We start from the raw sequence: 26901 nt of genomic DNA on the forward strand, positions 1-26901 counted from the left end.
GCCACTTATTATTTAACATTCATTTTAAAGGAGCGAAAAATGACCAGAAAATGTCACGAAGTCGACTATGAAATTATTGGAACCAGTATGCAATTGGTCGAAATAGAATTAGATCCTCATGAAGCCGTTGTCGCCGAAGCTGGAGCGATGACATACCTAGAAGAAGATATTTCATTTGAAGCTAAAATGGGTGACGGCTCTGAACCGGAGTCGGGCTTTTTTGGTAAGTTATGGGGCGCAGGAAAGCGAGCTATCTCAGGTGAGGGGATTTTTATGACCCATTTTACCAATGAAGGTAATCGTAAACGTAAGGCTGCATTTTCAGCGCCATTTCCTGGCACCATATTAGCTATCGATCTTGCTGAGCATAATGGTGAACTTATTTGCCAAAAAGACAGTTTTTTAGCGGCGGCATTGGGTACCCAAGTCTCGATGAAGTTCAATAAGCGCCTTGGTGTGGGATTTTTTGGTGGTGAAGGCTTTATTTTACAAAGTCTTAAAGGCGACGGTATGGCGTTTGTGCATGCGGGTGGTACTTTAATTAAAAAAGAACTACGTGGTGAAACATTACGTGTTGATACAGGGTGTTTAGTTGGCTTTACCCCAGGTATTGATTATGACATTCAGCGTGCAGGCTCACTTAAATCGATGGTGTTTGGTGGAGAAGGTTTGTTTTTAGCCACTTTACAAGGGCACGGCACTGTTTGGCTACAGAGTTTACCATTTTCTCGTATGGCCGATCGCATTATTGCTCACGCACCTTCTAGTGGCGGTAAAGATCAAGGCGAGGGTTCGGTTTTAGGTGGTATTGGACGCATGATTAATTAATCGTAGAGTCTATGTGGATTAATTTAAAAAAGGTGACTGAATTCAGTCACCTTTTTTCATCTCGGCCTATGGTTAATTGTGTTATTCGGCAGTTTGGCTGAGCTTAACAATATGCTCAAATTCAAGAGCAGTAACAGGCTGAACACTTAACCTAGCACCTTTCGTGACCAATAGCATGTTTTGTAAAGCTGGGTCGCTTTTGAGTTGCTGCAAGCTGACTATTTGGTTCAGCTTCTTAGTAAATTGGATATCTACTTGCCACCAACGTGGTTTGTTAAGGTCTGACTTAGGGTCAAAATAACGAGATTGAGGATCAAATGCACTCACATCAAGTTGCGGTTGGTTGATGACGCTGGCAATCCCAACAACACCTGGTACTTTACAGCTAGAATGATAAAACAGAACACTGTCACCGGTACTTATTTCATCACGAATAAAATTTCTAGCTTGATAATTACGGATCCCTTGCCATGACATTGTATGGTTTGCACTGTCACGTAAATCATCAATACTGATGTCATCGGGTTCAGACTTCATTAACCAATATTTCATACATTACTCTTTTGTATTTATTATTGGGACGAATATTATCATCCACAAACTAAAAAGCCGACAACATGTTGTTATCGGCTTTGTGGCATAATAACCGCTTATACTGGTTTTGTTATAACGGTTTGTCCTATTGGCGTTAAGCTTAACAGTGCTAACTTTATATGCTGTATCGCAAATGGAATACCAATAATTGTCACAAAGCAGGCCAGAGCATGGGCTAAATGGCCAATTGCTAACCAAATACCAAAGAACAAGAACCAAATGACATTACCGATTAAACCTAAGCTACCCGTACCAAGATCTTCATTACCGGTTAAATGTTTACGATTAACACTTTCTTGACCAAATGGCCAAAATGCCATTTCACCAATCACAAAACACGCTCGGCCAAATGGGATACCAATAATACTGATAAAACACAACAGTCCTGCAAGCCACCAAGCTAAGCCCATTACAAAACCGCCTAAAATAAACCAAGCAATATTAAACAGCAAACGTAAAAGAGACATTGTTTTTCCTTATTAAAATCTAATGTACATAACCTGTACTACCTGTCATTAACTAAGCTATTTCCATGCCAAAAATTTAAGTTTCTGATTTTATTGAATTATCTATGGTTTGTGAGGGCCGGCGGCGATTGTCTATAGTAAAATATATTAATCAAACGGTGAGTTTTGTCATTTTTTGGTTAAAATACTCATTTTATAAATATTGAGATTACTCATGTTTGCGACAAGTCCGGTACAGCAGATATTATTTGAACAAAGACGTATCTTTGTTAAACGAGATGACTTATTGCATCCAGATTTTAGCGGTAATAAGGCTCGCAAGTTTTACCATTTTTTATCGAAAGATTATTCTCATATTACTCACCTAGTTGGCTCCGGTTCTGCTCAAGCTAATTCTTTATATTCAATGTCAGTCTTAGCTAAGCAACGAGGCTGGCGATTTGATTATTATGTGAGTCATTTAAATGATTTCATTATTCAGCATCCAATGGGTAATTATGCTGCAGCAATAGCTAATGGCGCTAATATTATTGATGTCAGTCAATTGCAACAGGCATTTCAATATCAACAGATGCATTTAGACGACGTTGTAAAAAAAATTATAGAGGCCAACTATTCACGACATTGTTCACTATTACACATTCCAGAAGGTGGACGCTGCGAATATGCAGAATCTGGTTTAGCCATGCTAGCAACAGAGGTTATTGATTGGGCTCAATTAAACAATCTTACCGAATTAAAGGTGTTCTTACCTTCTGGCACCGGTACCACGGCGGCGTATTTAAATAAACAACTCAAACTACAATTAGCGAATAATAATATTACTCGACTCAACCTTGAAGTTATCACTTGCAGCACTGTGGGTGGTGATGAATATTTAATACAACAATTTTCAGAGTTAGTCGATAAGGAGTATTACCCTACGGTGGTGAATGATGGCCATAAATATCACTTTGGTAAACTCACTAAGCGCTGTTTTGATATGTGGAAAAGTGTCTGTGTGTCTGGAATTGAGTTTGAGTTATTGTATGATCCAGTTGGTTTCTTAGTACTAAAAGACTACTTAGCTAAGCATTCGCAATGGCAAGGCGATATAGTTTATTTACATCAAGGTGGGGTATTGGGGAATCAAACGATGCTACCCAGATACCAACGTAAATTTGCAAAATAGCGATAACTAAAGCAAATAACTGATCGGTTCGCTAATTAAGATAAATTCAGAAAGATATTGCTAGGGTATTGTAAAGGGTAATTCATTTTGCTCTGTTTTAATAAACATCGGTAAGTGAGAGGAGAATACCGAGAAATGAGTTTATTAAATAACAGAGCAAATGATTAACGCTAAGCGTTAGAGGTATTACTTATTTGCAGATATTAACCATTTCATGAAGTTTAATGCTTCAATACGCTTTGAAAAGGTTTTTTTGTTTTTACCTAGGCTGTCGGTAAAAGCAATTGAATTTTTGTTTGACGAAATTGAATTAACTGGAAAGCTAACTGAAATTTCATGTCCATTAATGTTGTATGACATATGCCACACTCCTTATTTGTGCTTATCACCCTTGGGTGAAAAAATTGTTCAATATAATATCCTTGGCATTTTTTAGTGGTGCAAAAGATTAATTTTTCGAGATTTAACTTAACCTATTCTGAACTCACTAATCAAGTGTTGATTTATAAATAGCTGTATAATTTAATAAAAAATTAATTACTATTTGTATTCATTTGCACTTAACTGGGTAAGTTGAACATAGTTATATGACAATGCTATGACAGGTAAAGTTTGTTGAAAATATTCATACAAACATTGGCCAAATCATGGTCAATAAAAATGTGCAGAAGCTTGTCTTGGGTTTACGAAGGAAGTTGAGCAGACTTACAGGTAGGTACCAAAATTAACAAGATTTTTAAATCTGTACGGATTCTATACTCACTTTTCATTTATAGCAACAACGTTTTTCGAAAAAAAGACAAAGAAGACAGGTTTTTTGTCTATTTTTAGTGCTCAGAGCAATATTTTTAATCAAATTTTGTTTTAAGTTAATGATTTCAATCGCGATAAAAAATCTTATCGCGATTGACAGAAATTTTAATTTAATTAATAAAGTAAGTCACCAATAGGGTTGAGTAACTTACTAATGCCTTTCGTAAAGTAGAGCGGGGCATCTACTATTGTGTAACACAAACAACCTTCAGTTGTTTTAGGTGAATGCTCATGGTCTTGATCAAGCAGCATAAAGTCACCTGGTTTGTAGGTGTTGTAACAATCACTAAACTCGCCTGCTAACAATAACGTTAACTCAGACCCCTTATGGGTGTGATCCGGTATTTCTCCGTTTGCCGCAATGTGTAACAAGCTTGCTCTTGCTTGTGGTTCACCAGTATCTAAGCGTAGGCGACTTACTTTACCTATACCTTGCCATGAAGCATTAATTTGCTTTTTAAACACACGAGGTAAAGCATAATGCTGACCTTTAATCGTAACACTGTTATCTGTACTTTCAGGTTGTGATGTTGAGTTATTAGCCAGACGTACATCTGTATCTAATGTATCGAGTGTTGATGACAAAAATTGGCTAAGTAAATCGTCGAATTCACCATGTTTTTCAAACGCTGCTGTGTTTTTGGCATCAGCTTGCTCGAACTGCTGCTCAGACAACGCGATTGTCATTTGATCTAGTTGCTGTTGGCAGTGCTGGCAAAATTCTGCATGGGCTGAAATAGCAATAGACATTGACAGTGGCAACTCGCCTTTAGCGTGGAGAGACAGCAAATGCTGATCTGGGTGGTAATTAATCATAATGTTTCTCCATAAAGCTTTTTAACTTTTCTAAGCCGAGTCTAAGTCGGGATTTAACTGTTCCGATAGGAATGTTCAATTTGTCTGCCAACTCTTGTTGTGTCAGCTCTTGCATGTAAATACCTTGAACCACCTGCCGTTGTAGTGGAGGAAGTTCTTCAACATGTTGCAGTAAACTTGCTGATAACAAAAAGTCATCATCATTATTTTCTGCATCATCAGATTCAAATAATGGCCAAATGTCATCTCCGAATGCATCTTCTCGGTTATGCTGTACTTTGCGAAGCATGTCGAAACATTGATTTCGCATAACCGTAAATACCCAAGTACTCACAGCAGCCTTGTCCGCATTGTATAAGTGCGCTTTAGTCCACACGCGAGACATGGTTTCTTGTACCAAATCCATTGCTAAACCTTGTTGGCTTAAACGCTGGACCCCAAAAGAGTTTATCTTGGGCGCGAAATGCGAAAAAAGTTTGGCAAATGATGTTTTGCAGCGATTGTTAGCAACTTGCATCATAAGTTGAGCAAGCTCGTCTGCTAGCGGATTAGGTTCGTCTGATTTCATAGCACCGTTTCGTTGATTTGAGGATCTTTGTGCAAGATGTCCCTTATCATAACGAGTTTGTGCGCTTTGTGATTGAACATTTTCCATTTTTTTCACTCGCATTCAATAAATCACTATTGGGCATAAGTTTGTATGCCATTTATGCAACCTATGAACTGGTTGCACAGGGTAGTTTATTAAGTCATTAGTGAGCAATACGGCTGGCTAAGATGAACGGATCATAAAATAAAATTATTTTATGATGTCGAACAGAAAAGACTTCGCCAAGAGATGGTCGTGACTATTAATGCACTGATACTTTTCTTTAGCACTCAATGGAATAATTTCTAACCATCGTTGGCATACCCATGAAATGTCGTTAAAATCATTCTCGCTGTAATGGGCTAAATGTTGCGGATATTGTTGTAGCAGTTGTTTTAATGTTTTGCTGAGATATTGATCTTTTTTGCGCTCGTTGGATTTTATGTGTGGCTGAGCGGGTTGCGCTTCAATCATATTGCTTGGCCAGCCGCCAATGAGTGTTACGTCTGCACGTTTTAATCCATCACTTTCTTCTGTGATTTCGTTTATTAAAAAGGTTTGCTTACCTTGAACACTAATTCCCAATAATCCATCTTCTAATGTTTCAAAATCGATAATCTGTGTCAGAGTACCTATAGGCATGATGGTTTTTTTGTCGTCAGATAACATACATAGCCCAAATCCTTGGCCACTTTTGAGTGACTCAGACACCAATCGCTTGTATCTGGCTTCAAAAATCCGCAGTTGCGTATACCCTTGTGGTAATAAGCAAATCGGTAAAGGAAAAATTGGGATAATCATTACTGCCTCTGGGTTGTATTACGGTGCATCTGTTTAAATATACGCTTGCCGAGTTATTGTCGATCACCTTGATTAACCCAAATGAGTTTATCTTCACTTATCGACAATGCCTTAAGCTTAGTGATAAAGCGCTGCTTAATTTCGGGAGCAAGGGTGGGGGTACGAGATAAAATCCAGGCATAGTCATTGTTAGGACCGATCACCAATGAGTCGGTATATCGTCCTTGGTCATTTTGTACGATATCGTGTATTTGGTATGCTCCGTAAAATGGACCAAAAAAGGAGACTTTGAGTAAGCCTTGATTGTCACCGTCAATAAAATAGGCTTTACCCTCAGCTTTATCCCATTGTTGTTTATCTTGTTTAAACCCTTTATTGATGACCACCACTTTGTCACCATCAATAGAGTATTGTGCTGTGACATTTGACATATTGCGCTCAAAGGAATGATCTAAACGGGCGATTTCATACCAGGTGCCTAAATATTGATTTCGTGCAAACGGCTTTACCACATCAACAGGTTCATCAATAATCGTACAGGCGGACAGTCCAAGCAAAGACAGTCCGAGTAACGGTATACTTATTACCTGATTTAATATTTTTTTCATTTTTTACTCCGCTTTAAACAACTACAGTTATTATTGTTTACTATACGACTTACAGCTTTGGGTTGATCTTCAATCAACAGGTTTAATCCTTTTTTGTCGGTTCTATCATGCTTATAACGTCCTTTTATGGTTGTTTTTTAGTATAATTGAACAGATTGTTATTTTTAGTTAGGTGGATGACTTATGAGAAAAGTGCTCGATACGGTAGATCAACGTACCAAGTTAGTCGGAGAAAACCGTTTAGAACTGTTATTATTTCGCATTAGCTCAACGCAATTATTCGCAATTAATGTGTTTAAAGTAAAAGAAGTTGTCAAGTTACCCACTATCAATGCGTTTCCTGGCAGTAATGCCAATATCTATGGTGTCGCTAACATCAGAGGCGCCTCAATCCCTGTCATTAACTTACGTGAAGCGATTGGTTATTCGCCAAGGCCAATTACCGAAGACAGTAATTTGATTATTACTGAGTATAATCGCAGCGTTCAAGCCTTTTTAGTGGGAAAAGTTGAGCATATTATTAATATGACTTGGAGTGATATTATGCCGCCGCCAAAAACATCAGGCGGACATAATTACCTCACAGCAATTACTAAAATTGAGCAAGATGGCTTGACTCAATTAGTGTCAATTATTGATGTTGAGAAAGTGCTTGCAGAGATTATTGATTACGATGTTAGCTTATCTGACGGTGTGTTAGATGAGTCGCTGTCGGGACAATTGCATGGCCGTAAAGTATTGATCGTTGATGACTCGTCTACTGCACGTAAGCAGGTTCGCGACACGTTATCGCAACTAGGTATCGAGATTATAGAAGCTTCAGATGGTTTACAGGCACTACAAATGCTGCAACGATGGGCTGATAGTGGTAAGCATGTAGCCGATGAATTATTGATGATGATTACCGATGCTGAAATGCCTGAAATGGACGGCTATAAGCTCACTGCAGAGGTGCGTGCTGACCCTCGAATGGCACCGTTATTTATTACGTTAAATACGTCACTTAGTGGCAGTTTTAATAAAGCGATGGTTGAAAAGGTGGGTTGTAATGAATTTATTTCTAAGTTTCAGCCAGACTTATTAGTGGGCGTAGTGCAAGACCGCTTACGGACTCTTCTTTAGGTATAAACCTTTAGCTATACTCATACATACTTAATGGCAGATATTCATCTGCCATTAAGGCTATACCAGTGCCTAATTATGCCTGATCATTGTCCTCTATTAGCTCGTCAATAATTTTACGTTGATGTTCGCGGGTAATACCAATATTGAGTCTGGCTATTTTAATTGCATGGCCAAATTTGGCTTTACCCAGTAACGTAACTAATTGCTTTAGAAAGCCTGGGTCAAGTGACAACGTATTGCAGTAATGTTCAATCGCTTTAGGCAATGATGTGAAGGCGATGCCGTCAAACTCAAACCCACTTTGATAATGGCTACTTTCACCATCGAGTAAGATACCCTCTATACTTAAAGGCCACCCTTTAGCGTTAATGCGTCCTTGAGCTATCTGGTACATCATCCATGCACTTTTTTTAAAGCCACCAAAGATTTTACACTCAAACTCGGACTCCTGTAATTCTTGTTCGGTCCAGTTTATTCCAATCGCTAAATCTTTGCGGTAAAGGTGCATTAATTGATCTTTAACAGCATCGCGGCAATCCCAAATAGAGGTTAGTGGGTTCTTCTTCGCCAAGCCTACACATTCTTTGCATGCCGGTACTGAAAGAGAAGGGTGCGGGGTATGGCTCATACGGTAGTATGTAAATATTTGATTGCTTGGCTCTGCGCAAAACCAACATGTGTGGCGCTGGTCAAAAGGAATATCAATTAATGTTGGCATAAGGTTGTACGCTTTACGTAATAGGTCGTGAGCTTAAAATAAAAAAGCCGCTCATAAAGAGCAGCTTAAGTTATTTTGATTAAAAAATTATTCTTTTTCGAAATCGACTAATTCTTTTGCCAAAATAATAGGATCAATCTCTTCGCATTCTTGATCGGCTTCCCAATCAATACCGATAAGCACGCCATCGTCATTTAAATCGCCAACCCAGTACTCTAAAAATTCAGTTAGGGTAATGGTAACAGCTTTATAATCTGCCCATTCTTCAGTGCAATGACTGGTCGCAGCTGCTTCGCTTGACCATAAAGGCATTACATCGGTTTCTTCAAATTCAGATGAGTCACATACTACCCAACCTTCACCTGTTTCATCTTGTAAGCCCCATAAGACTTGGTGTTGTTTTACATTTTCGATAAAGCCGATTAGTGCGGGTGTTTGTTCGGTCATGATAAGTCGCTTCAATGAGTTAGAATTACCTTCATTATACGTACTCACAAAATAAGGAAAAGGCTTAATTAATGACAATTATGTTTATGCTGATTCTTTATACCAATCACATGATTAAAACTATCATATTTGAATAAATAAACAGGGTTTAATGCTAACAGGTCTTGTTTCCTGCGATGCGATGCGTCACGATATTCGTCATTCATTTGTGATAATTAAGTGTTTTCATGACCCATAAAAGCCGTTTTTCAGTGTTTGTTGCCTCCATGTTTGTTTCAAGCACCTTATTAAGTGCTTGCGCGGTATCCGCCTCTCCCGAACAGGTTGTAATTGTTCCGCCCAAGCCTGTACAACCTGTAAAAGTTGATTTTGCAACTTGTGTGGTTAACTTACAGCAAAAAGCCAAAGCGGCTGGAATATCACAACATATTATCGACACCACTGTTGCGCATTTAAAGTATGTGCCTCGAGTGATTGAACTTGATAATCAACAACCAGAGTTTACCACTTCGTTTGGCGATTACTTTGAGAAGCGGGTAACGACTTGGCGTGTTGATCAAGGTCGAAAAATGATGGCAAAACATCATGGGCTATTGGCTAACTTAACTAAAGAATACGGTGTGCCAGGGCAATACATTGTTGCTTTTTGGGGCTTAGAAACTAACTTTGGCAGCTACAAAGGGAGTATGCCAGTTCTTGATTCTTTGGCAACATTAGGGTGCGACCCTCGTCGCAGTGAATATTTTACTGGTGAGTTAATTCAAGCGTTAAAGTTAAAACAGCAATATAACTTTGCCGATAATAAAATGGTAGGGTCGTGGGCTGGTGCGATGGGGCATACTCAATTTATGCCGACTAATTACCGCAAATATGCTGTTGATGGCGACGGTGATGGTGTTGCCGACCTATGGAACAGTGAAGCCGATGCATTAACATCAGCGGCGAATTTTTTACAGCATTTAGGCTGGAAAGCCGATCAACGCTGGGGCCGAGAAGTACTCATTCCACAAGGGTACGCATTTGATTATTTAGGCAGTAAATCAGTATTACCGTTAACACAATGGCGTGCATTAAACATTAAACAGACTAATGGTGAACCGATAGCCACAGCAGATATGCAAGCCGCATTATATTTGCCAGCAGGACATACTGGACCAGCGTTTTTAGGTTATGACAACTTTAATGTAATAATGCGTTGGAACCGCTCTGAGTTTTATGCCATTTCTGTTGGTCATTTGGCTGATCGTATTAATGGTTCACCAGAATTAACTCGTGCCGTTCCCAAACAGCCAAGATTAAGCCGCGAAATCGTAAAACAACTCCAGCAAAAGTTGAATGATGCCGGTTTTGATGTGGGTAAACCGGATGGCATTTTTGGTCGCAACTCTGCATTGGGTTTACAAGGATACCAAAAGCAAAATGGCCTAATAGCTGATGGTTTTCCTGATGTAGAAACCTTTAAACGTTTGGGCATTACCCTGTAATATTGACTTTTTTGTGGCTGCTTTGGCGACCTTTTGATAAGCTTCGGCAAAATTTTAGCGTTAAGGAATAAAAATGAGCATTAAAGACGATATGGTTGTGCAGTTTAATTACTCTCTGCGTGACGAGAAAGGCGATGTGATTGAGTCAAATGAAGGCCGTGAGCCGATTGCCTACTTGCATGGCCACGACAACATGATGCCTGGTATCGAAGATGCAATAAATGGTAAAGAAATTGGTGAGAAGTTTACCATTACTCCTTCTGCTGCCGATACTTATGGCGAACGTCAACAAGATGCTGAACAACGTGTTTCAGTAAAACATTTAGTGGGTGCTAAGGTATGGAAACCTGGCATGGCAGCTGTGGTAAACACTGAGCAAGGCCAACGTCAGGTAACTATCATTAAAGTCGGTAAGTTTATGGCAACAGTGGATGTTAACCATCCTTTAGCGGGACGTGAGTTAACGTTCGACATCGAAATTGTTGGTGCTCGAGATGCATCTGACGAAGAAATTGCCCATGGTCATGCCCATGGCGCTGGTGGTCATCACCACTAAGTAATATTGTTATTTACTCTGAAATCCCAAGTGAATCACTTGGGATTTTTGTTTGGGTGACAGTACGATGAATCCAGTTATATTTAACATTATTAAAAGGGAAGGTCATGGTTATTGATTTTTCAATCGGCAAGCTCATCGTTACCATAAATGAAATTCAGTGTCGTTTTCATGACAACCATATTGTATTAACCGCTTCTGTTGACGACATCAGTTGTTTTCATCAAGGTTTGGTTATCGCCGCAGATGGTGGCACTGTGCGTTGGAGCATTAAGCTCGACAATGCGACACAATTAGAACAAGTACTTAATTGTACCGGTATTCAAGCACAATAAGCCTAAGCTACCCTCAAATCTGTTTGCAAATGGATTGGAATGATATGCTTAAATGCAACTTGAATTAATTGGCTCTAGTTAGCTGTTAGTTCTTTGAATCAAGTTTTTGATATAAATAAGGTCAATTTGATGTCTTCATTAGAAACAATTGTAATCGAACCACAAACAACGGCTACAGCATGCGTTATTTGGCTTCATGGCTTAGGTGATTCAGGTGCCGGTTTTGCACCAGTGGTTCCTGTTTTAGGATTACCAGCAAATCACAGTATTCGTTTTATTTTCCCTCATGCACCAGAACAAGCCGTAACGATTAATGGTGGCTATGTGATGCGTTCTTGGTACGACATCAAAAGCATGGATTTACACGACAGAGCAGATATTAAAGGCGTGATGAGTTCAGAGCTAGCCGTGCAACAGTTGATTAATGAGCAAATAAAAAATGGCATTAGTGCAGATAAGATTATCTTGGCCGGATTTAGTCAAGGCGGGGTAATGAGTCTATTTACAGGGTTACGTTTTACTCAAAAACTAGCAGGTATTATGGCTCTGTCTTGTTATTTACCTGGTGGCGAGCATTTACCTGAAAAACTTGCAGATGAAAACCTAACAACACCTATTTTGCAACATCATGGTGAACAAGATGATGTTGTACCATTGTTTGCCGGAAAAATGGCCAATGATGCGTTAATTGCAGCTAATTATCAGACAAATTGGCGCACATATCCTATGGCACACAGCGTTTTACCTAACCAACTTACTGATATTGGTCAATGGATATTACACGTCTTGAAATAAAACTTTAACACCACTGTTCTTGTATTGGAACAGTGGTGCTGTGAGTTCGCATATAAAAAAACAAATATTTTTAATGGCTTAGCGGTTTATCTGTTAGTGCTATTTTTTTTACTTGTTTTTAACATGTACATTAACAACTAGACTGTTTGCGACAGCGAACTTATAACGGCTTAAGTTCTTGTTATTAGTGTATTAAAAATCACATTTTGTCATAAAAATGAAATCAAAAGTCGTCAATCTTTGTTATCATTCTGATTGTGAATTGGAATTTCACAGATTTAAAAAATAAATAATAACTCGGGGTAAATCATGACAAACATGTTAATTAAAGGATTAGTTGCAACAGCTGTATTAACAGCGTTAACAGGTTGTAACAGTGACGATGAAACACATTTAGTTGAAACTCCTGTCGCTACGACATGTGTAGAAGCTGGCGAAGATTGTAAAACGTTCACGGTATTGCACACAAATGACAACCACGGTCGTTTTTGGGAAAACAGTGATGGCGAATATGGTATGGCGGCTCGTAAAGCGTTAATTGATCAAATTCGTGCGGAAGTGAGCTCAAATGGCGGCGAAACGTTAGTATTATCGGGTGGTGATATTAACACGGGTGTACCAGAATCAGATTTACAAGATGCGTTACCAGACTTTATCGGTATGAACGAAATTGCATATGATGCAATGGCTGTTGGTAACCATGAATTTGACAACCCATTAGCGGTATTAGACTCACAACGTTCTATTGCTAATTTCCCTATGCTAGCGGCAAACATCTACAAAGCTGATGGTACTCGCTATTTTGATGCATACAAAGTATTTGATGTTGATGGATTACGCGTTGCCGTTATCGGTTTAACGACTGAAGATACTGCAAAAATTGGTAACCCAGAATTTATTTCAGATTTAACATTTACCGATCCAGCAACAGAAGCCGCTAAAGTGATTGCTGAAATCAAAGAAGCAAATGTTGCTGATGTGATTTTTGCTACAACTCACATGGGTCACTATGCCGATGCTCAAAATGGCAGCAACGCCCCTGGTGACGTGACATTAGCGCGCACACTAGCTGAAGGTGATTTAAGTGCCATTATCGGTGGTCACTCACAAAACCCAGTATGTATGGAACCTGGCACGAACGATTATGCTGCTTTCACACCAGGCGATGACTGTACTCCAGATATGCAAAACGGTACATACATCATGCAAGCCCACGAATGGGGTAAGTATGTTGGCCGTGCTGATTTTGAATACTTTAACGGTGAGCTACATTTAGCAAGCTATAAGTTAATTCCAGTTAACTTGAAAAAGACAGTAACAGATGCGGATGGTAATGAAACTGAAGAGTTTGTTGCTGATGAAATTACGCCTGATGCTGATTTAGAAGAGTTGCTTTCTTACTATCAAGAACGTGGCCAAGGCCAATTAGACGAAGTTATCGCATCTACCGATGCAATTCTTGATGGTGAACGTGCAAACGTACGTAACATGCAAACCAACTTAGGTCGTTTACTTGCTGATGCACAACGTACTAAAGTCGGCGCCGACATTGGTGTGATGAACTCAGGTGGTGTGCGTGCATCTATCGCTGCGGGTGATATCTCGTATCGTGACGTGTTAACTGTTCAACCATTTGGTAACATGGTTACATTAAGCACAATGACGGGTGCAGAAGTGACAGAGTATTTAGGTACTGTAGCTTCATTCCAACGTGGTGCTGGTGCATATGCGCAAATTACCGGTGTTAAAATGACTGTTGATTGTACTGCTAAAACAGTCGCAATTAGCGAAATTAACGGTAAAGATTATAGTGCAACTGAGTCATACAGCTTTACTGTACCAAGCTTTAATGCTGCAGGCGGTGACGGCTATCCATTACTAGATCCAATCCAAACGGGTTATGTTGATGCTGAAGTGTTATACACTTTCTTCAAAGACAAAGGCACTATCGTTGCAGCTGACTACGCGCCAATGGGTGACATTGTTTATGAAAACTCTGACAGTCCATTAGGTTGTACAGTAGCGGCTAACTAAGATGCATTGAATGGCTGGCCTTGTTTCTGGCTAGCCAATATGTTCTTAATAAGTAGCTAAATGTGTAAACAAAAAAAGGTAGCTTAGGCTACCTTTTTTATTTGTCCGACTTCGCCATTGCGGCTTTTAAGTTTACTTCCAACTAATATCAGTTGTTAACGTATGGCTCTCTCCTGGGGCTAACACGACTTTATCTTCTAATACATTAGCTGCTTCTAAACACACCATAGAGAGATAGTCATCATCATTAAAACGAGACAATCTGATTGATTTGTCTATCCACGGATTCCATAACACCGCAGACTGACTATTCTCACGGCTTACCACAATAGTACCTTGTGGTGTATGTAACTCTTGGCACCGGGGTAAATCGGTATAAACACGATCGGTTTCTCGGTCAAAGGTGACACTATCTTGTGGTTGTTGAAACGGGCCTTGTCCAAACTCAATATATTTTGATTGGCTAAAGCCTGTGGCTGTTAGTTGATGAATATTGTCAATTGGGAAATAGCTGTGTAAGGCTTGAGTTAAGCTAATATTTGTATCGCCATTATTGGTATTTACAATACTGACAGACAATGATTGGCCTAAAGTAAATAGCACTTTGACGTCAGTATTATGTGGCCAATATTGACGTTCAAATTCTGTTTCTGGCAAGCTAAACACCAAATCAACGATTTGGTTATGCACCTTGACTGACTCTAGTTTCCACACTTTATTGCGTGCAAAACCATGTTGAGGGAAATCAGGATTTTCATTCATGCCAAACCAGGGCCAGCAAACAGGGATCCCGCCACGAATTCCATTACCAGGTAGATAATCATCAGCAGATGAAACCCACAATAGAGGTGGTTTGCCCGCAGGAATAAATTGATCTATCTGAGCGCCCTGCATAAAGATCCGTGCCTGGCATAGCTCGGTGTCTACGTTGACATACTCAAGACCATTTGGGTGTTTTAAGGTGGTAACAGAACCCATAACGCGTGTCCTTGTATTAAAAATATTGGTGTCGACTTAACAACACGATAGGCCGCTAGCTTACCGTATTTCTATCCTTAGGATAATACTCTAGCCGCATTAGTTGCGAGAAGTCTGGAATGAATAAAGGTGAGGGTAATAGGGGTTATGTGCGAGTAAAATACAACATTCTATTATTTGCAGGCATCGCAACATCTTCAGTAAGAATAAGTCCTTGTTGTTTAGCCAAGCTGATTATCCATTCAATATCACGTATACCGCTTAATGGATGTTGCTGTTTAAGCCAAACATCAAACTGTGCATTACTGTCACTCGTAAATTCACCTAAATAGTTAAACGGCCCATAAATAACAACGCATCCTTTATTGGCAAGTACTTTGCCACAACCCACAAAAAAGACTTCTACCAAAGCAGGACTCATGATGTGTAATGTATTTGCTGTGTATATGGCATCGATTGCGTCCGCTAACTGCGGCCACGACTGATTGACATCAAGTTCGATGCCATCAGCTAAGTTATTGAGTGGATAATGTTGTAATCGTGCCTGTAAATGATCAAGGTAATGCGCCTGATCACTCGGTTGCCAACGAAGGTGAGGTAAATTCTCAGCAAAAAAAACACAATGTTGCCCAGTGCCGCTGCCGACTTCTAGCACCTGCGTTGTGTGAGTTAACCACTGCTGCAGATGAGTTAATATTGCATGCTTATTGTTTTCACACGCTTGTGAAAAAGGCAGTTGAGCAAGTGGGGTACAATTCTGCATTACGAAAGATCGACTTTTTCCATTTCTAACTGTTGTAAGGCTATGACCGCTTGTGTGCGATTGCGAACCCCTAGTTTTCTAAATATTGCCGTCGCATGCGCTTTAATGGTCGCTTCCGAGACACCAAAATCATAGGCAATTTGTTTGTTGAGTAGTCCCTCGGCAAACATTTGCAATACACGATACTGCTGTGGAGTTAAGTCCGATAAGCGACTTGCCATTTTATCGGTAGGATCGTCAGACACGGGAACTAGTTCAGTACCGTTTGGTAACCAAATATCACCGTAAAGTACTGCAGTGAGAGCATCAGTTAATGACTCCATAGAAGCTGATTTAGGAATAAATCCACTGCTTCCATAATGCACCGCACGACTAATAGTGTTGATATCTTCATGGGCCGAAATAACCACCACTGGAATATCTGGATAGTGGGTTCGAAGGTGGATCAGGGTCGAATAACCATGTGATCCAGGCATTTGTAAATCCAGCAGTATTAAATCAAATTGGCACTCTTTGTTATCAAGCACAGTTTCCAGCGCTTCAGCACTGTCGGCTTCAACCCATTGAGTTTGGTTGAATGCACTGCTCAATGCCTGTCGTAAGGCATTACGAAATAACGGATGATCATCTGCAATGACAATATTTAAATTTTCGAGCTTCATGGCGTTTTTTATTCTATGTTGCACGTGAAGATTAATTCAATGTAACAGAAAACCAATCGAGTGTTCTATTGCTTTATGCATCAAAATGATGCTTTTTTGTGAATTAACAGCCGACTATAGACTTTAGTCTAGGTTTATATCACAGTTTGTTTGATTGAAGCGCAGCACAATAGCTGCGCTGAAAGATGCTGCCATTAAGCGTGAGGCCACACCTGTGTAGGTTGTCTGTTTTCATCTACTGCAACAAAGGTAAATACGCCACGAATGGCATGCTCTCGATGATCTTTGTACATGTCTTCTACATAAATATTCACTTCTACTTTTAGTGAGGTATTACCAACATGAATGACTTTAGCAATCAGTTCCGCTAAGCTGCCCGCTGGGATGGCTTTTTTAAAATCGATACGGTCGGAGCTAACAGTGACTAACGATTTACGACAAAAGCGTGTCGCCGCAATAAACGCAGTCTCATCCATCCATGCTAGTGCATCACCACCGAATAAGGTATTGTGATGATTAGTGTTAGAAGGAAAAATGGCTTTAAATACTCGAGCTTCAGATTGGATAATACGTGCGGCGATATCTTCAGGGAAATCAGTTTCAGTTTGATCTGGATTTTGAGCAAGGGACATACAACGACCTAAAATTAAACAATAGACAAGGATTAAACGCGGCGCATTGTACTTTATGAGTTTAACCTCTGTCGAATATTACCCTATGTTGTTTATTTTCTCTGCTTTAACTGAGTGATAAATGCTCAAATATGGCGTTAGCGCTTAGCACATCAATACGTTGAATATCAGTTAAGATAATTTCTATTGGTTGCTGTTGTTGAGTGATACCGCTAATCGCTTCGTGTTTTATGCCACCTTGTTGCACGATTGTCGTTTGAGTAAAATTACCAATAACTTCAATACCAGAATGTAAGGTTAACTTCACAGAATATTGATGCAAGCAAATGATTTCGATGTAATCGTAATGAGCACAGTTTATTGAAGTCATTTAATCCTTATACCCTATATTTTATTCCTAATATACAACATCAACTGTTTTACATTGACGTTTAATCGTCGCTTTATTCTCGTCTTAAATCGTGTAATGAATAACTAAATAATAACCTAGTTGATATCATTATTAATATCGTAATAATACGGTGGATACTTCACGGTTATTGCCATCAACAGTCACGACATAGAGTCTGTCAAACTCGCTAGCATCATTAATAGCAGGTTGTTTTTCTGCGCCAAGCTGTTCTGCCAGGGCGGTAGTGGTATTGCTGTGGCCGATCACCAAAATATGACCTTGCTGTTTGAGTAATATCTCAGCTGTTTTTTTAAGATCTGCAGCATCATATAAATTGGGTGCCAAGTACTGGTCTTCAGCAACTGCTAATGCGGTTTCACGAGTGCGTTTGTAGTCTGTGGTAAACACTTTAGCTAGCGGAGTACTTGATAGCACTTTAGCTAAGCGTATGGCTCGCAGTTTACCTTGTGCAGACAGGCTGGGATCTTTTCCCTCAAGCTTTTCAGCGTGCCTTACTAAATAAAACACTTTTGCTTTGGTGTTTTTTATTTGCAATGGCATGTCAGTATTTGCTGTCTGAGCCATTAATGAACCGCTCAATAGAAGAAGAAAGAGGGTGAGTGCATTTCGAATATAACTTGTCATGTATTAATCCATTAATTTGATTGGGCATTTGCGTTGCCGATAAAAGCGCTTTATTTGATCAATCAACACGGTCGGCGTTTATCCTAGCAGTAAACTCACGTTTATGCAGGTTAGGTCTTCTATGTCACTAAATTGCTACACGAGTATAAGATTGAAGATGCGCACATTGTCATAAGGTTATTTTATGTATTTAGAAATCATACGCGATTTTTACCTTGATATGAATGAGATGGATTATTGTTAATCGAAAGATTATGTTTTGCTAAAGTGGTAATACCCGTTTCTAATAACTCTTATGCCATAAAAAATGCCAGTCTATGTAGACTGGCATTATGGTGGATGTGTGGTTTTTATTTGTATGCATTAGCTTGCTCATGCTTACAAATAAATCTGAAGAGAGTTAGTTACTTAGCGAGTAGGGTTTTGCGGTCACGAGACGCTTGTGCTAATTCACGTAATAACTTTTCAGAATCAGCCCAATGCAAGCAAGCATCAGTAATACTTTGTCCATAGGTTAAAGGCTCACCTTTAATGACTTTCTGATTACCTTCAATCATAAAGCTCTCAGCCATAATGCCTGCAATTGCAGTACTGCCATTGCGCATTTGCGCCATTATGCTATCAGCAACGTTTAATTGATTTTTATGCTGTTTTTCACTATTGCCGTGACTAAAATCAACGACCATACGTTGAGTCACACCAACTTGCTCTAGCTGCGCGCGCGCGACTTCAATGTCTTCAGCGGCATAATTAGGCGTTTTACCGCCACGTAAAATAATGTGGCCGTATGGATTACCGTGAGTACGGTAAACCGCCATAGCACCGTCTTTATCTGGTGAGTAAAATATATGCGGAACTTGTGCAGCGCGAACGGCATCAACCGCAATATTAATATTGCCATCAGTGCCATTTTTAAAGCCAACAGGGCAAGACAATGCAGAAGCCATTTCACGGTGAATTTGGCTTTCAGTTGTGCGGGCACCAATGGCACCCCAGGTAATTAGGTCTGCAATATATTGACCGTTAACCATATCTAAAAATTCAGTGGCGATTGGTAATTTAAGTTCAGTAATTTGTTGTAGTAACTGACGAGCCATACGTAAGCCTTTATTTGGGCTAAAGCTGCCGTCTAAATCAGGATCTGAAATTAACCCTTTCCAACCCACAATCGTCCGTGGTTTTTCAAAATACACACGCATCAAAATACATAAGTCGTCTTTAAGCTCATGATGAAGTGTTGATAACTTTTGCGCGTACTCTAGCGCCGCTTTAGTATCATGTATGGAGCAAGGGCCAATAATCACGAGTAAACGTTGATCTTCACCTGCAATGATAGCTTCTACTTCGCGACGTTGAGCAACCAGGTAATCAGCTGCATCTTGAGTTAAAGGATATTCTGAAGCCAACTGAGCAGGAGAAATGACTTTGCTTAATAAGGTTGTTCTGAGTTCATCTGTTTTAATAGTCATGCATATTACCGAGAAATCGTGAGATGCATCTGCATCATATTGCTCGGGATTATATACCCAAAGAAGTTAAAGATGCGAGGCTTAGCCTAGGATTGTAGCCACTAAAAAACAGATTGCCTTAAAAGCCAAAGGCGAATCAACCTAAGTTAACATCGCCTTTTGATGCTTTTTTCTGCTATTTAAAGCCCAAGTTGATTGTTTATTTATCAGAACATGTGACGTTTAAGACCGGTGATATCGAGAATTTTAGTGGCAATTTCTTCAACCGAATGGTTGGTGGTATTCACAAATGGGATCCGTTCTTTTTTATACATCATCTCAACCTCTTTTACTTCAAGACGGCATTGTCTTAGAGAGGAGTAGCGACTGTTTTCCATACGACTTTGACGTATTTCATGTAAACGATGAGGATCAATTGTTAAGCCAAATAGTTTCGATTTATTGCGTTTTAATGCTTCAGGTAACTTGAGATTATCCATGTCATCTTCAGTAAATGGGTAGTTTGCAGCCTTTATACCAAACTGCATCGACAGATATAAACTCGATGGTGTTTTACCGCAACGCGATACACCTAATAAAATAATATCGGCTTTATCCATGTGTTTCATTGTCTGGCCGTCATCGTTTTCCATGGTGTAGTTAATGGCATCGATACGGGTTTCATAGCCATGATTACTTTTACCATGTGTACGGTGCAATAATGGCTTAGCTTGCACACCTAAGTGTTGTTCGAGTGGCGCAACAAAGGTATTCAAAAAGTCATAATCGACACATTCGCTGGAAAAAATCACGTTACGAATTTCAGGATTAATGATTGAGTGGAACACTAACGGCCTTTCACCTGTTGTAATAAAACAATCATTTATTTGCTGCTTAACTTTTTGGGCTTTTTGAATGGTTTCCACAAACGGAATCGTAAGTGCTTCAAATTCTATAGGAAATTGTGAAAGTACAGCATGACCAAAAACCTCTGCTGTGATCGCGGTCCCATCTGAAATATAGAATACCTTTGGTGTCATTCTGACCTCTTGTAGTAATAAAATTACAAATAAAATTATAGATTTACGCGTGTTGTATGGGAGTGTAAGATGCTATTGCCCTCGTGTGAAGTGGCCACTGAAATAAAAAACTTGCGGAGATAAAACTGTGCAGCAATACGTACTCTGGTATCAAGAATTAGGCATGGGTGATGTAAACAAGGTTGGCGGAAAAAACGCATCCCTTGGTGAGATGATCAGCAATCTGGCTAATGCAGGGGTTCAAGTTCCTGGCGGTTTTGCAACGACCTCTCATGCGTTCAATGAGTTCCTTGAACAAAGTGGAGTTAACCAGAAGATTTTTGACATTCTGGCTACATTGGATGTGGATGATGTCAATGAACTGGCAAAAGTAGGTGCACAGATCAGACAGTGGGTTATTGAAACCCCATTCCAACCAGCGCTTGAAGAAGCGATTCGTGAAGCTTATGAGCAATTGTCGAGTGAAACACAAGACGCATCATTTGCGGTACGTTCATCAGCAACAGCTGAAGACATGCCAGACGCATCGTTTGCTGGCCAACAAGAAACATTCTTAAACGTTAAAGGCTTTGATGCCGTCATGCTAGCAATTAAGCATGTATACGCTTCACTCTTTAACGACCGTGCAATCTCTTATCGTGTTCATCAAGGTTACGAACATCAAGGTGTTGCTTTATCTGCTGGCGTACAACGTATGGTGCGTTCAGACAAAGCGGCTTCTGGTGTGATGTTTACTATGGACACTGAATCTGGCAACAACGACGTTGTATTTATCACTTCATCATTTGGTTTGGGTGAAATGGTAGTACAAGGCGCGGTTAACCCTGATGAATTCTATGTGCACAAGCCGATTTTATCCCAAGGTCATGATGCGGTAGTGCGTCGTAACATTGGTAGTAAGTTGATTCAGATGGTTTATTCTGATGACGCTTCTCATGGTAAGCAAGTTAAAATTGAAGACGTTGCCGCTGAGCAGCGCCGTGTATTCTCTATCAATGATGCAGAAGTGATGGAATTGGCTAAACAAGCCATGATCATTGAGCAACATTATGGCCGTGCGATGGATATCGAGTGGGCCAAAGATGGTAATGACGGCAAACTGTATATTGTGCAAGCTCGTCCAGAAACGGTTCGCAGCCGTGAAGACGTGCAATTAATTGAACGTTACCATTTAAAAACCAAAGGCGATGTGATCTGCGAAGGTCGTGCAATTGGTCATAAAATTGGTACTGGTGTTGCCAAAGTATTAACTTCAATTGACCAAATGGATCAAATTGAACCTGGTGATGTGTTAGTGACTGACATGACAGACCCTGATTGGGAACCTATCATGAAACGTGCTAGCGCGATTGTCACAAACCGTGGTGGCCGTACTTGTCATGCTGCGATTATCGCACGTGAATTAGGTGTACCAGCCGTTGTGGGTTGTGGTGATGTAACAGACCGTATCAAAACGGGTGATATCGTCACTGTTTCTTGTGCCGAAGGTGATACTGGCCTTATTTATTCTGGTACACAAGAGTTTGAAATCATCACTAACCGTGTTGATACATTGCCAGCGTTACCGATGAAAATCATGATGAACGTGGGTAACCCCGATCGTGCATTCGACTTTGCCCGCTTACCTAACGAAGGTGTTGGTCTAGCGCGTTTAGAGTTCATTATTAACCGCATGATTGGTATTCACCCTAAAGCATTATTAGACTTCAACGACCAAACTGCTGAGTTACAATCAGAAATCAATGACATGATTGCCGGTTATGATTCGCCTGTTGAATTTTATGTCGCACGTTTAGTTGAAGGTATTGCGACTATCGCATCAGCGTTCTACCCGAAAAAAGTTATCGTCCGTATGTCAGACTTTAAGTCTAACGAATACGCTAACTTAGTAGGCGGCGACCGTTACGAGCCTGAAGAAGAAAACCCAATGTTGGGCTTCCGTGGTGCTAGCCGTTATATTTCTGAATCATTCCGCGATTGTTTCGCGCTTGAATGTGAAGCAATTAAACGTGTTCGTAACCAAATGGGCTTAACCAACGTTGAAGTGATGATCCCATTTGTTCGTACAGTAAGCGAAGCTTCTCAAGTTATCGAATTGCTAAAGGAACAAGGGCTAGAACGTGGTAAAGATGGTTTACGCGTTATCATGATGTGTGAATTACCTTCTAACGCCTTATTAGCTGACCAATTCCTTGAGCATTTTGATGGTTTCTCTATCGGCTCAAACGATTTAACTCAGTTAACATTAGGGTTAGATCGCGATTCAGGTATTATCAGTCATTTGTTTGATGAGCGTGATGAAGCGGTTAAAGTACTACTCGCTATGGCCATTAAAGCGGCTAAAGCGAAAGGTGCTTATGTCGGTATTTGTGGACAAGGTCCATCAGATCACTCTGATTTTGCAGCCTGGTTAGTTGAACAAGGAATCGATACCGTGTCATTAAATCCAGACACAGTGATTGATACTTGGTTATATCTTGCCGAAGCTCATGGTTAATTAGCCTAAATTGAGATAAAAATTGCAGTTCAACCTGCAATTTTATCAACTTGACACAAAAGCCGCTTTTTAGCGGCTTTTTTTTGTTTATAATGAATTCAATATACCCATAATAAATAAGCCCTCTATGTTACCTTTACTATCACATAAACAAACATTAGAACCTATCTATCTAGAGTATCTCGACGAGCTTGAACAAAGTGAATTTGAAGGTGAAATAGACAAGCGTTACAGCGCTCGGCTTATTCAAGCAACCGATAACTCTGTGTATCAATTTTTGCCCCAAGCTGTCATCTACCCATTACATCAGCAAGATGTCGAACTTGTATTGGCACTCGCTTCTCAACCTCAATATAAGCAAGTCACATTTAGTGCTCGCGGTGGCGGTACTGGTACAAATGGGCAATCATTAACTCATGGACTTATTTTAGATGTGTCTCGCCATTTAAACCAAGTCATCGAGATTAATGCCAAAGAAGGTTGGGCGAGGGTACAAGCAGGTGTCGTTAAAGATGCATTAAATGATGCATTACGCCCACATGGGTTCTTTTTTAGTCCAGATTTATCAACCTCTAACCGAGCTACCATAGGTGGCATGGTTAATACAGATGCATCTGGTGCAGGCTCATTGGTTTATGGTAAAACCTCCGATCATGTATTGGGTGTAACTAGCGTGCTCATAGATGGTAGCGTACTGAGTACAATACCTGTGGCCAACCAAACACTTGAGCAACAACCCTATGGCGACAATCATTTAGGCAATACAATCGCTAAACAAATCGCAGCGGTATGCCGTGAAAAGCGTGACACCATTATTGAACGCTTCCCTAAGCTTAATCGTTTTCTAACTGGTTACGATTTAAAGCATGTGTGGAATGATGACCTAACACAGTTTGATCTATCACGAATTTTAGCGGGTTCAGAGGGTACGCTTGCGGTTATAACCGAAACTAAACTTAATCTTACACCTTTACCCACAACACGGATGATGGTGAACATTAAATATGACTCATTTGAATCAGCACTGCGTCATGCACCTTCATTAGTTAAAGCCAAGGCGACAGTGGTTGAAACAGTCGACTCAAAAGTGCTTAACCTTGCACGAGAAGATATTATTTGGCATTCGGTAGCAGACCAAATCAAAGCGGTACCTAATAAGATCATTGAAGGTCTTAATATGGTTGAGTTTACCGGTGACGATGAAGATGTGATTCAAAAAGTTGCCCAGCTCGAACTCATGCTGTCAGAACAGCTTAGCAATGAGCAATTTGGTTTAGTTGGCTTTCAAATCATTAAAGAGCGCAGTGACATAGACAGTATTTACGCCATGCGTAAAAAAGCAGTAGGGCTACTTGGCGCGACCAAAGGCAGTCGTAAGCCGCTAGCGTTCGCAGAAGACACCGCAGTGCCACCAGAAAACCTAGCCGACTATATTATGGAGTTTAGAGCGCTACTCGATAGCCATAATTTGCAATATGGTATGTTTGGTCATGTTGATGCCGGTGTGTTGCATGTGCGCCCCGCACTGGATATGTGCGACCAAGCCGATGAGAAATTACTAAAAGTAATATCAGATCAAGTGGCTGCGTTAACCCTTAAATATGGTGGCTTAATGTGGGGCGAACACGGTAAAGGTGTCCGCGGCGAATATGGCCCAGCGGTATTTGGCGACGAGCTTTATGCTGTACTCGAGCAAATTAAAGGCTGGTTTGATCCAGACAACAGGTTAAATCCAGGTAAATTAGTGGCTCCGCCGAAATCTGGGCCGTTAATGTTTAATGTCGACAGTGCCAAAAGAGGCAGTTTCGACAGACAAATCCCAGTACAAACGCGTGATGCATTTCCTGATGTGATGAATTGTAATGGCAACGGCTTGTGCTTTAACTACAGTAGCTATTCACCCATGTGTCCGTCATTTAAAGCCACTGGCGATAGAGTACAGTCACCCAAAGGACGTGCGGGCCTTATGCGTGAATGGCTGCGCTTGTTAGAGGCTGAAGGTGTCGATGTTGACGCATTAGCAAAGTCAAAACCTCTAGGGTGGATGCAACGTACCCAAAATACGATCAATAACCAACGTGATTACGATTATTCACATGAAGTAATGGAGTCACTTAAAGGTTGTTTAGCCTGTAAGGCGTGTTCGGGTCAATGCCCTGTTAAAGTCGATGTGCCTAAATTTAGGGCGCAGTTCTTTAATATTTATTACAAGCGTTATTTGCGCCCAGCTAAAGACTATTTAGTCGCTGGCATTGAAGACTCATTACCACTGATGGCAGCCATGCCAAAACTCACTAATCTAGCGTCACAAAATCCATTGAGTCAGTGGGTGATAAAGAAAGCCATTGGCTATGTTGATGCACCTAAATTATCGGTACCTACGCTCAAGCAACGCTTAGATGGTCATGCCAGTCGTGGATATGATCTAGATGCCTTATGCGCTATACCAGAAGCCGAACGCAGCCAATATGTGTTAGTGGTCCAAGATCCATTCAATAGTTTTTATGATGCCGGTTTAGTTTATCGATTCATTCAATTAATCGAGAAACTAGGGTTAAAACCAGTATTACTGCCGTTTAAACCTAATGGCAAACCAACGCACATTAAAGGCTTTTTAGACAAGTTTGCCAAAACAGCGCAAAACAGTGCCGATTTCTTAAACCGCGTACATGCCCTTGGTATGCCTATGGTAGGCCTCGATCCTGCACTAGTCTTATGTTATCGCGACGAATACAAAGAAGCATTAGGCCAACGGCGTGGCCCATTTGAAGTTAAACTGGCCAATGAATGGTTAAGCTCCATCGTTACGGCTCGCAATCAGACTGCTCCGTTAGCTGAAGATGCTCCACAGTTTACTTGGTTTAGCCATTGTACAGAATCGACCGCTAAGCCTAATACAGCTAACGAATGGAAAGCCATATTCAGTCACTTTGGCGCTAAGCTTAACAGTGTCAATTTAGGCTGTTGTGGTATGGCGGGTACTTATGGCCATGAGTTAGAAAACCTTGAGCGTTCAGAGCAGTTGTTTGAAATGTCATGGCAACCGACTATTGCTCAAATTGCCACGCATAGCCAAGTGTTAGTGTCAGGGTACTCTTGCCGTAGCCAAGTAAAACGCTTTGCAGGATTTAAACCTCAACATCCAATTGAAGCCCTGCTTAAATTAATAAACTGAGTGCATTAATTCAATAAATCAAGAGCAATAATATGACAGATGAAACAGCGGCATTACATTCATATACCCACTCAGAAGGGGCCGCTTTGTGCAGTGAAGATGTGCTGTTTCATATTCTATCATCAGGCGATTGGCTGTATCTAAATAGCCCATTACCCTCCAAGTTTGCTGCGTTATTTAGTCGTATTTTGCACTGTATAGATAACGAATATTATCTTATTACTCCAGTTGAAAAGGTCAGAGTGACTGTAGACAATTATCCGTTGATATTGGTGGATTATGAAACGAGATCGACAATTAACCCTCCCCATAATACTCAATTAATATTTACTAGTAGCATTGGTACAGAGCTTCCTGTGGTTAATATTGCTGATGTTATCGTCACTGATGATGGCATTTATGCACCTTTGACTAGAGGCTTGGTCGGCCAACTTAATCGTGCTTGTTATTATCGATACATTAATGAGTATTTATCTTTTGACTAAAAGT

Annotated in this window: 28 protein-coding genes; 11 read left to right on the top strand and 17 right to left on the bottom strand. The window is 40.3% G+C overall.

Features of this window, described 5'->3' with window-relative positions:
* The first annotated feature begins 39 nt into the window (after positions 1 to 39).
* Positions 40 to 828: a TIGR00266 family protein gene (locus IEY40_RS00610; RefSeq protein ID WP_188952358.1), complete on the top strand. Its 789-nt coding sequence runs from the start codon at positions 40 to 42 to the stop codon at positions 826 to 828.
* 81 nt (positions 829 to 909) lie between these two features.
* Here IEY40_RS00610 and IEY40_RS00615 read toward each other — a convergent pair whose 3' ends face one another.
* Together IEY40_RS00615 and IEY40_RS00620 are read right to left on the bottom strand one after the other, a co-directional pair.
* Entirely contained in the window at positions 910 to 1380 is a 471-nt protein-coding gene (locus IEY40_RS00615) for an EVE domain-containing protein (RefSeq protein WP_188952364.1), read from the bottom strand.
* Between the two features lie 98 nt (positions 1381 to 1478).
* Positions 1479 to 1889, bottom strand: coding sequence for a YccF domain-containing protein (locus tag IEY40_RS00620; RefSeq protein ID WP_188952366.1), 411 nt, complete (start codon positions 1887 to 1889; stop codon positions 1479 to 1481).
* 214 nt (positions 1890 to 2103) lie between these two features.
* Between IEY40_RS00620 and IEY40_RS00625 the strand changes: the two genes are divergently transcribed.
* Positions 2104 to 3060: a 1-aminocyclopropane-1-carboxylate deaminase/D-cysteine desulfhydrase gene (locus IEY40_RS00625; RefSeq protein ID WP_188952368.1), complete on the top strand. Its 957-nt coding sequence runs from the start codon at positions 2104 to 2106 to the stop codon at positions 3058 to 3060.
* Between the two features lie 186 nt (positions 3061 to 3246).
* Here IEY40_RS00625 and IEY40_RS00630 read toward each other — a convergent pair whose 3' ends face one another.
* The 5 genes from IEY40_RS00630 to IEY40_RS00650 all read right to left on the bottom strand — a co-directional run bounded on the left by IEY40_RS00630 (position 3247) and on the right by IEY40_RS00650 (position 6687).
* Positions 3247 to 3420 (bottom strand): hypothetical protein, encoded by a 174-nt coding sequence (locus tag IEY40_RS00630; protein WP_160052950.1) that lies wholly within the window; start codon positions 3418 to 3420, stop codon positions 3247 to 3249.
* Between the two features lie 567 nt (positions 3421 to 3987).
* Positions 3988 to 4689: a ChrR family anti-sigma-E factor gene (locus tag IEY40_RS00635; protein ID WP_188952370.1), complete on the bottom strand. Its 702-nt coding sequence runs from the start codon at positions 4687 to 4689 to the stop codon at positions 3988 to 3990.
* Positions 4682 to 5344 carry a sigma-70 family RNA polymerase sigma factor gene (locus tag IEY40_RS00640; RefSeq protein ID WP_188952372.1) on the bottom strand — a complete coding sequence of 221 codons (663 nt, stop codon included), beginning with the start codon at positions 5342 to 5344 and terminating at the stop codon, positions 4682 to 4684. Before IEY40_RS00640 ends, IEY40_RS00635 begins: the two co-directional genes overlap by 8 nt.
* A 144-nt stretch (positions 5345 to 5488) precedes the next feature.
* The gene (locus IEY40_RS00645) at positions 5489 to 6079 is read right to left on the bottom strand and encodes an LON peptidase substrate-binding domain-containing protein (protein ID WP_188952374.1); all 591 of its coding nucleotides are present in this window, start codon (positions 6077 to 6079) and stop codon (positions 5489 to 5491) included.
* 53 nt (positions 6080 to 6132) lie between these two features.
* Positions 6133 to 6687 (bottom strand): lipocalin family protein, encoded by a 555-nt coding sequence (locus tag IEY40_RS00650; protein WP_188952377.1) that lies wholly within the window; start codon positions 6685 to 6687, stop codon positions 6133 to 6135.
* Positions 6688 to 6870: 183 nt separating this feature from the next.
* Here IEY40_RS00650 and IEY40_RS00655 point away from each other — a divergent pair, with 183 nt between their 5' ends.
* Positions 6871 to 7809, top strand: a complete 939-nt coding sequence (locus tag IEY40_RS00655; protein ID WP_188952379.1) for a chemotaxis protein CheV — start codon at positions 6871 to 6873, stop codon at positions 7807 to 7809.
* 76 nt (positions 7810 to 7885) lie between these two features.
* Here the strand turns inward: IEY40_RS00655 and IEY40_RS00660 are convergent, their stop codons facing one another.
* Together IEY40_RS00660 and IEY40_RS00665 are read right to left on the bottom strand one after the other, a co-directional pair.
* A complete protein-coding gene (locus tag IEY40_RS00660; RefSeq protein WP_188952381.1) occupies positions 7886 to 8530 on the bottom strand; it encodes a hypothetical protein in 645 nt (214 codons plus the stop codon).
* Positions 8531 to 8617: 87 nt separating this feature from the next.
* A complete protein-coding gene (locus tag IEY40_RS00665) occupies positions 8618 to 8977 on the bottom strand; it encodes a DUF2750 domain-containing protein (RefSeq protein ID WP_160052944.1) in 360 nt (119 codons plus the stop codon).
* A gap of 227 nt (positions 8978 to 9204) precedes the next feature.
* On the opposite strand from IEY40_RS00665, the gene IEY40_RS00670 reads away from it, so the two are divergent.
* From IEY40_RS00670 to ushA, 5 genes are all read left to right on the top strand, one after another.
* The gene (locus IEY40_RS00670; protein ID WP_188952383.1) at positions 9205 to 10461 is read left to right on the top strand and encodes a lytic murein transglycosylase; all 1257 of its coding nucleotides are present in this window, start codon (positions 9205 to 9207) and stop codon (positions 10459 to 10461) included.
* Between the two features lie 73 nt (positions 10462 to 10534).
* A complete protein-coding gene (locus IEY40_RS00675) occupies positions 10535 to 11017 on the top strand; it encodes an FKBP-type peptidyl-prolyl cis-trans isomerase (RefSeq protein WP_188952386.1) in 483 nt (160 codons plus the stop codon).
* 107 nt (positions 11018 to 11124) lie between these two features.
* Positions 11125 to 11352: a DUF3389 family protein gene (locus IEY40_RS00680; protein ID WP_160052941.1), complete on the top strand. Its 228-nt coding sequence runs from the start codon at positions 11125 to 11127 to the stop codon at positions 11350 to 11352.
* A 129-nt stretch (positions 11353 to 11481) separates the two neighbouring features.
* The gene (locus IEY40_RS00685; protein ID WP_188952388.1) at positions 11482 to 12147 is read left to right on the top strand and encodes an alpha/beta hydrolase; all 666 of its coding nucleotides are present in this window, start codon (positions 11482 to 11484) and stop codon (positions 12145 to 12147) included.
* 309 nt (positions 12148 to 12456) lie between these two features.
* Positions 12457 to 14181 (top strand): bifunctional UDP-sugar hydrolase/5'-nucleotidase UshA, encoded by a 1725-nt coding sequence (gene ushA / locus IEY40_RS00690; protein WP_188952390.1) that lies wholly within the window; start codon positions 12457 to 12459, stop codon positions 14179 to 14181.
* A 132-nt stretch (positions 14182 to 14313) separates the two neighbouring features.
* Here the strand turns inward: ushA and IEY40_RS00695 are convergent, their stop codons facing one another.
* The 8 genes from IEY40_RS00695 to ppsR all read right to left on the bottom strand — a co-directional run bounded on the left by IEY40_RS00695 (position 14314) and on the right by ppsR (position 20740).
* Complete coding sequence (locus IEY40_RS00695; protein ID WP_188952393.1) at positions 14314 to 15159, bottom strand: D-hexose-6-phosphate mutarotase; 846 nt, start codon at positions 15157 to 15159, stop codon at positions 14314 to 14316.
* A 145-nt stretch (positions 15160 to 15304) separates the two neighbouring features.
* On the bottom strand, positions 15305 to 15922 hold the full coding sequence (locus tag IEY40_RS00700) for a DUF938 domain-containing protein (RefSeq protein ID WP_188952395.1): 618 nt from the start codon (positions 15920 to 15922) through the stop codon (positions 15305 to 15307).
* Positions 15922 to 16584 (bottom strand): response regulator transcription factor, encoded by a 663-nt coding sequence (locus IEY40_RS00705; protein WP_188952397.1) that lies wholly within the window; start codon positions 16582 to 16584, stop codon positions 15922 to 15924. Before IEY40_RS00705 ends, IEY40_RS00700 begins: the two co-directional genes overlap by 1 nt.
* Before the next feature lie 194 nt (positions 16585 to 16778).
* Entirely contained in the window at positions 16779 to 17216 is a 438-nt protein-coding gene (locus tag IEY40_RS00710) for an acyl-CoA thioesterase (RefSeq protein ID WP_188952399.1), read from the bottom strand.
* A gap of 106 nt (positions 17217 to 17322) precedes the next feature.
* The gene (locus tag IEY40_RS00715) at positions 17323 to 17586 is read right to left on the bottom strand and encodes a Rho-binding antiterminator (RefSeq protein WP_188952401.1); all 264 of its coding nucleotides are present in this window, start codon (positions 17584 to 17586) and stop codon (positions 17323 to 17325) included.
* Between the two features lie 132 nt (positions 17587 to 17718).
* Positions 17719 to 18252, bottom strand: a complete 534-nt coding sequence (locus IEY40_RS00720) for a SixA phosphatase family protein (protein WP_188952403.1) — start codon at positions 18250 to 18252, stop codon at positions 17719 to 17721.
* 404 nt (positions 18253 to 18656) lie between these two features.
* Positions 18657 to 19721 carry a 3-deoxy-7-phosphoheptulonate synthase gene (locus IEY40_RS00725; RefSeq protein ID WP_188952405.1) on the bottom strand — a complete coding sequence of 355 codons (1065 nt, stop codon included), beginning with the start codon at positions 19719 to 19721 and terminating at the stop codon, positions 18657 to 18659.
* 206 nt (positions 19722 to 19927) lie between these two features.
* The gene (gene ppsR, locus IEY40_RS00730) at positions 19928 to 20740 is read right to left on the bottom strand and encodes a posphoenolpyruvate synthetase regulatory kinase/phosphorylase PpsR (protein ID WP_188952407.1); all 813 of its coding nucleotides are present in this window, start codon (positions 20738 to 20740) and stop codon (positions 19928 to 19930) included.
* A gap of 127 nt (positions 20741 to 20867) precedes the next feature.
* On the opposite strand from ppsR, the gene ppsA reads away from it, so the two are divergent.
* The 3 genes from ppsA (at position 20868) to IEY40_RS00745 (ending at position 26897) form a co-directional block, all read left to right on the top strand.
* Entirely contained in the window at positions 20868 to 23237 is a 2370-nt protein-coding gene (gene ppsA, locus IEY40_RS00735) for a phosphoenolpyruvate synthase (protein ID WP_188952409.1), read from the top strand.
* A 127-nt stretch (positions 23238 to 23364) separates the two neighbouring features.
* Positions 23365 to 26412, top strand: a complete 3048-nt coding sequence (gene ydiJ / locus IEY40_RS00740; RefSeq protein ID WP_188952411.1) for a D-2-hydroxyglutarate dehydrogenase YdiJ — start codon at positions 23365 to 23367, stop codon at positions 26410 to 26412.
* A gap of 32 nt (positions 26413 to 26444) precedes the next feature.
* Positions 26445 to 26897: a DUF1285 domain-containing protein gene (locus IEY40_RS00745; RefSeq protein WP_188952418.1), complete on the top strand. Its 453-nt coding sequence runs from the start codon at positions 26445 to 26447 to the stop codon at positions 26895 to 26897.
* Positions 26898 to 26901 lie beyond the last annotated feature (4 nt).

The organism is Shewanella ulleungensis (assembly GCF_014648315.1).
In the GTDB taxonomy this organism is placed as follows: domain Bacteria; phylum Pseudomonadota; class Gammaproteobacteria; order Enterobacterales; family Shewanellaceae; genus Shewanella; species Shewanella ulleungensis.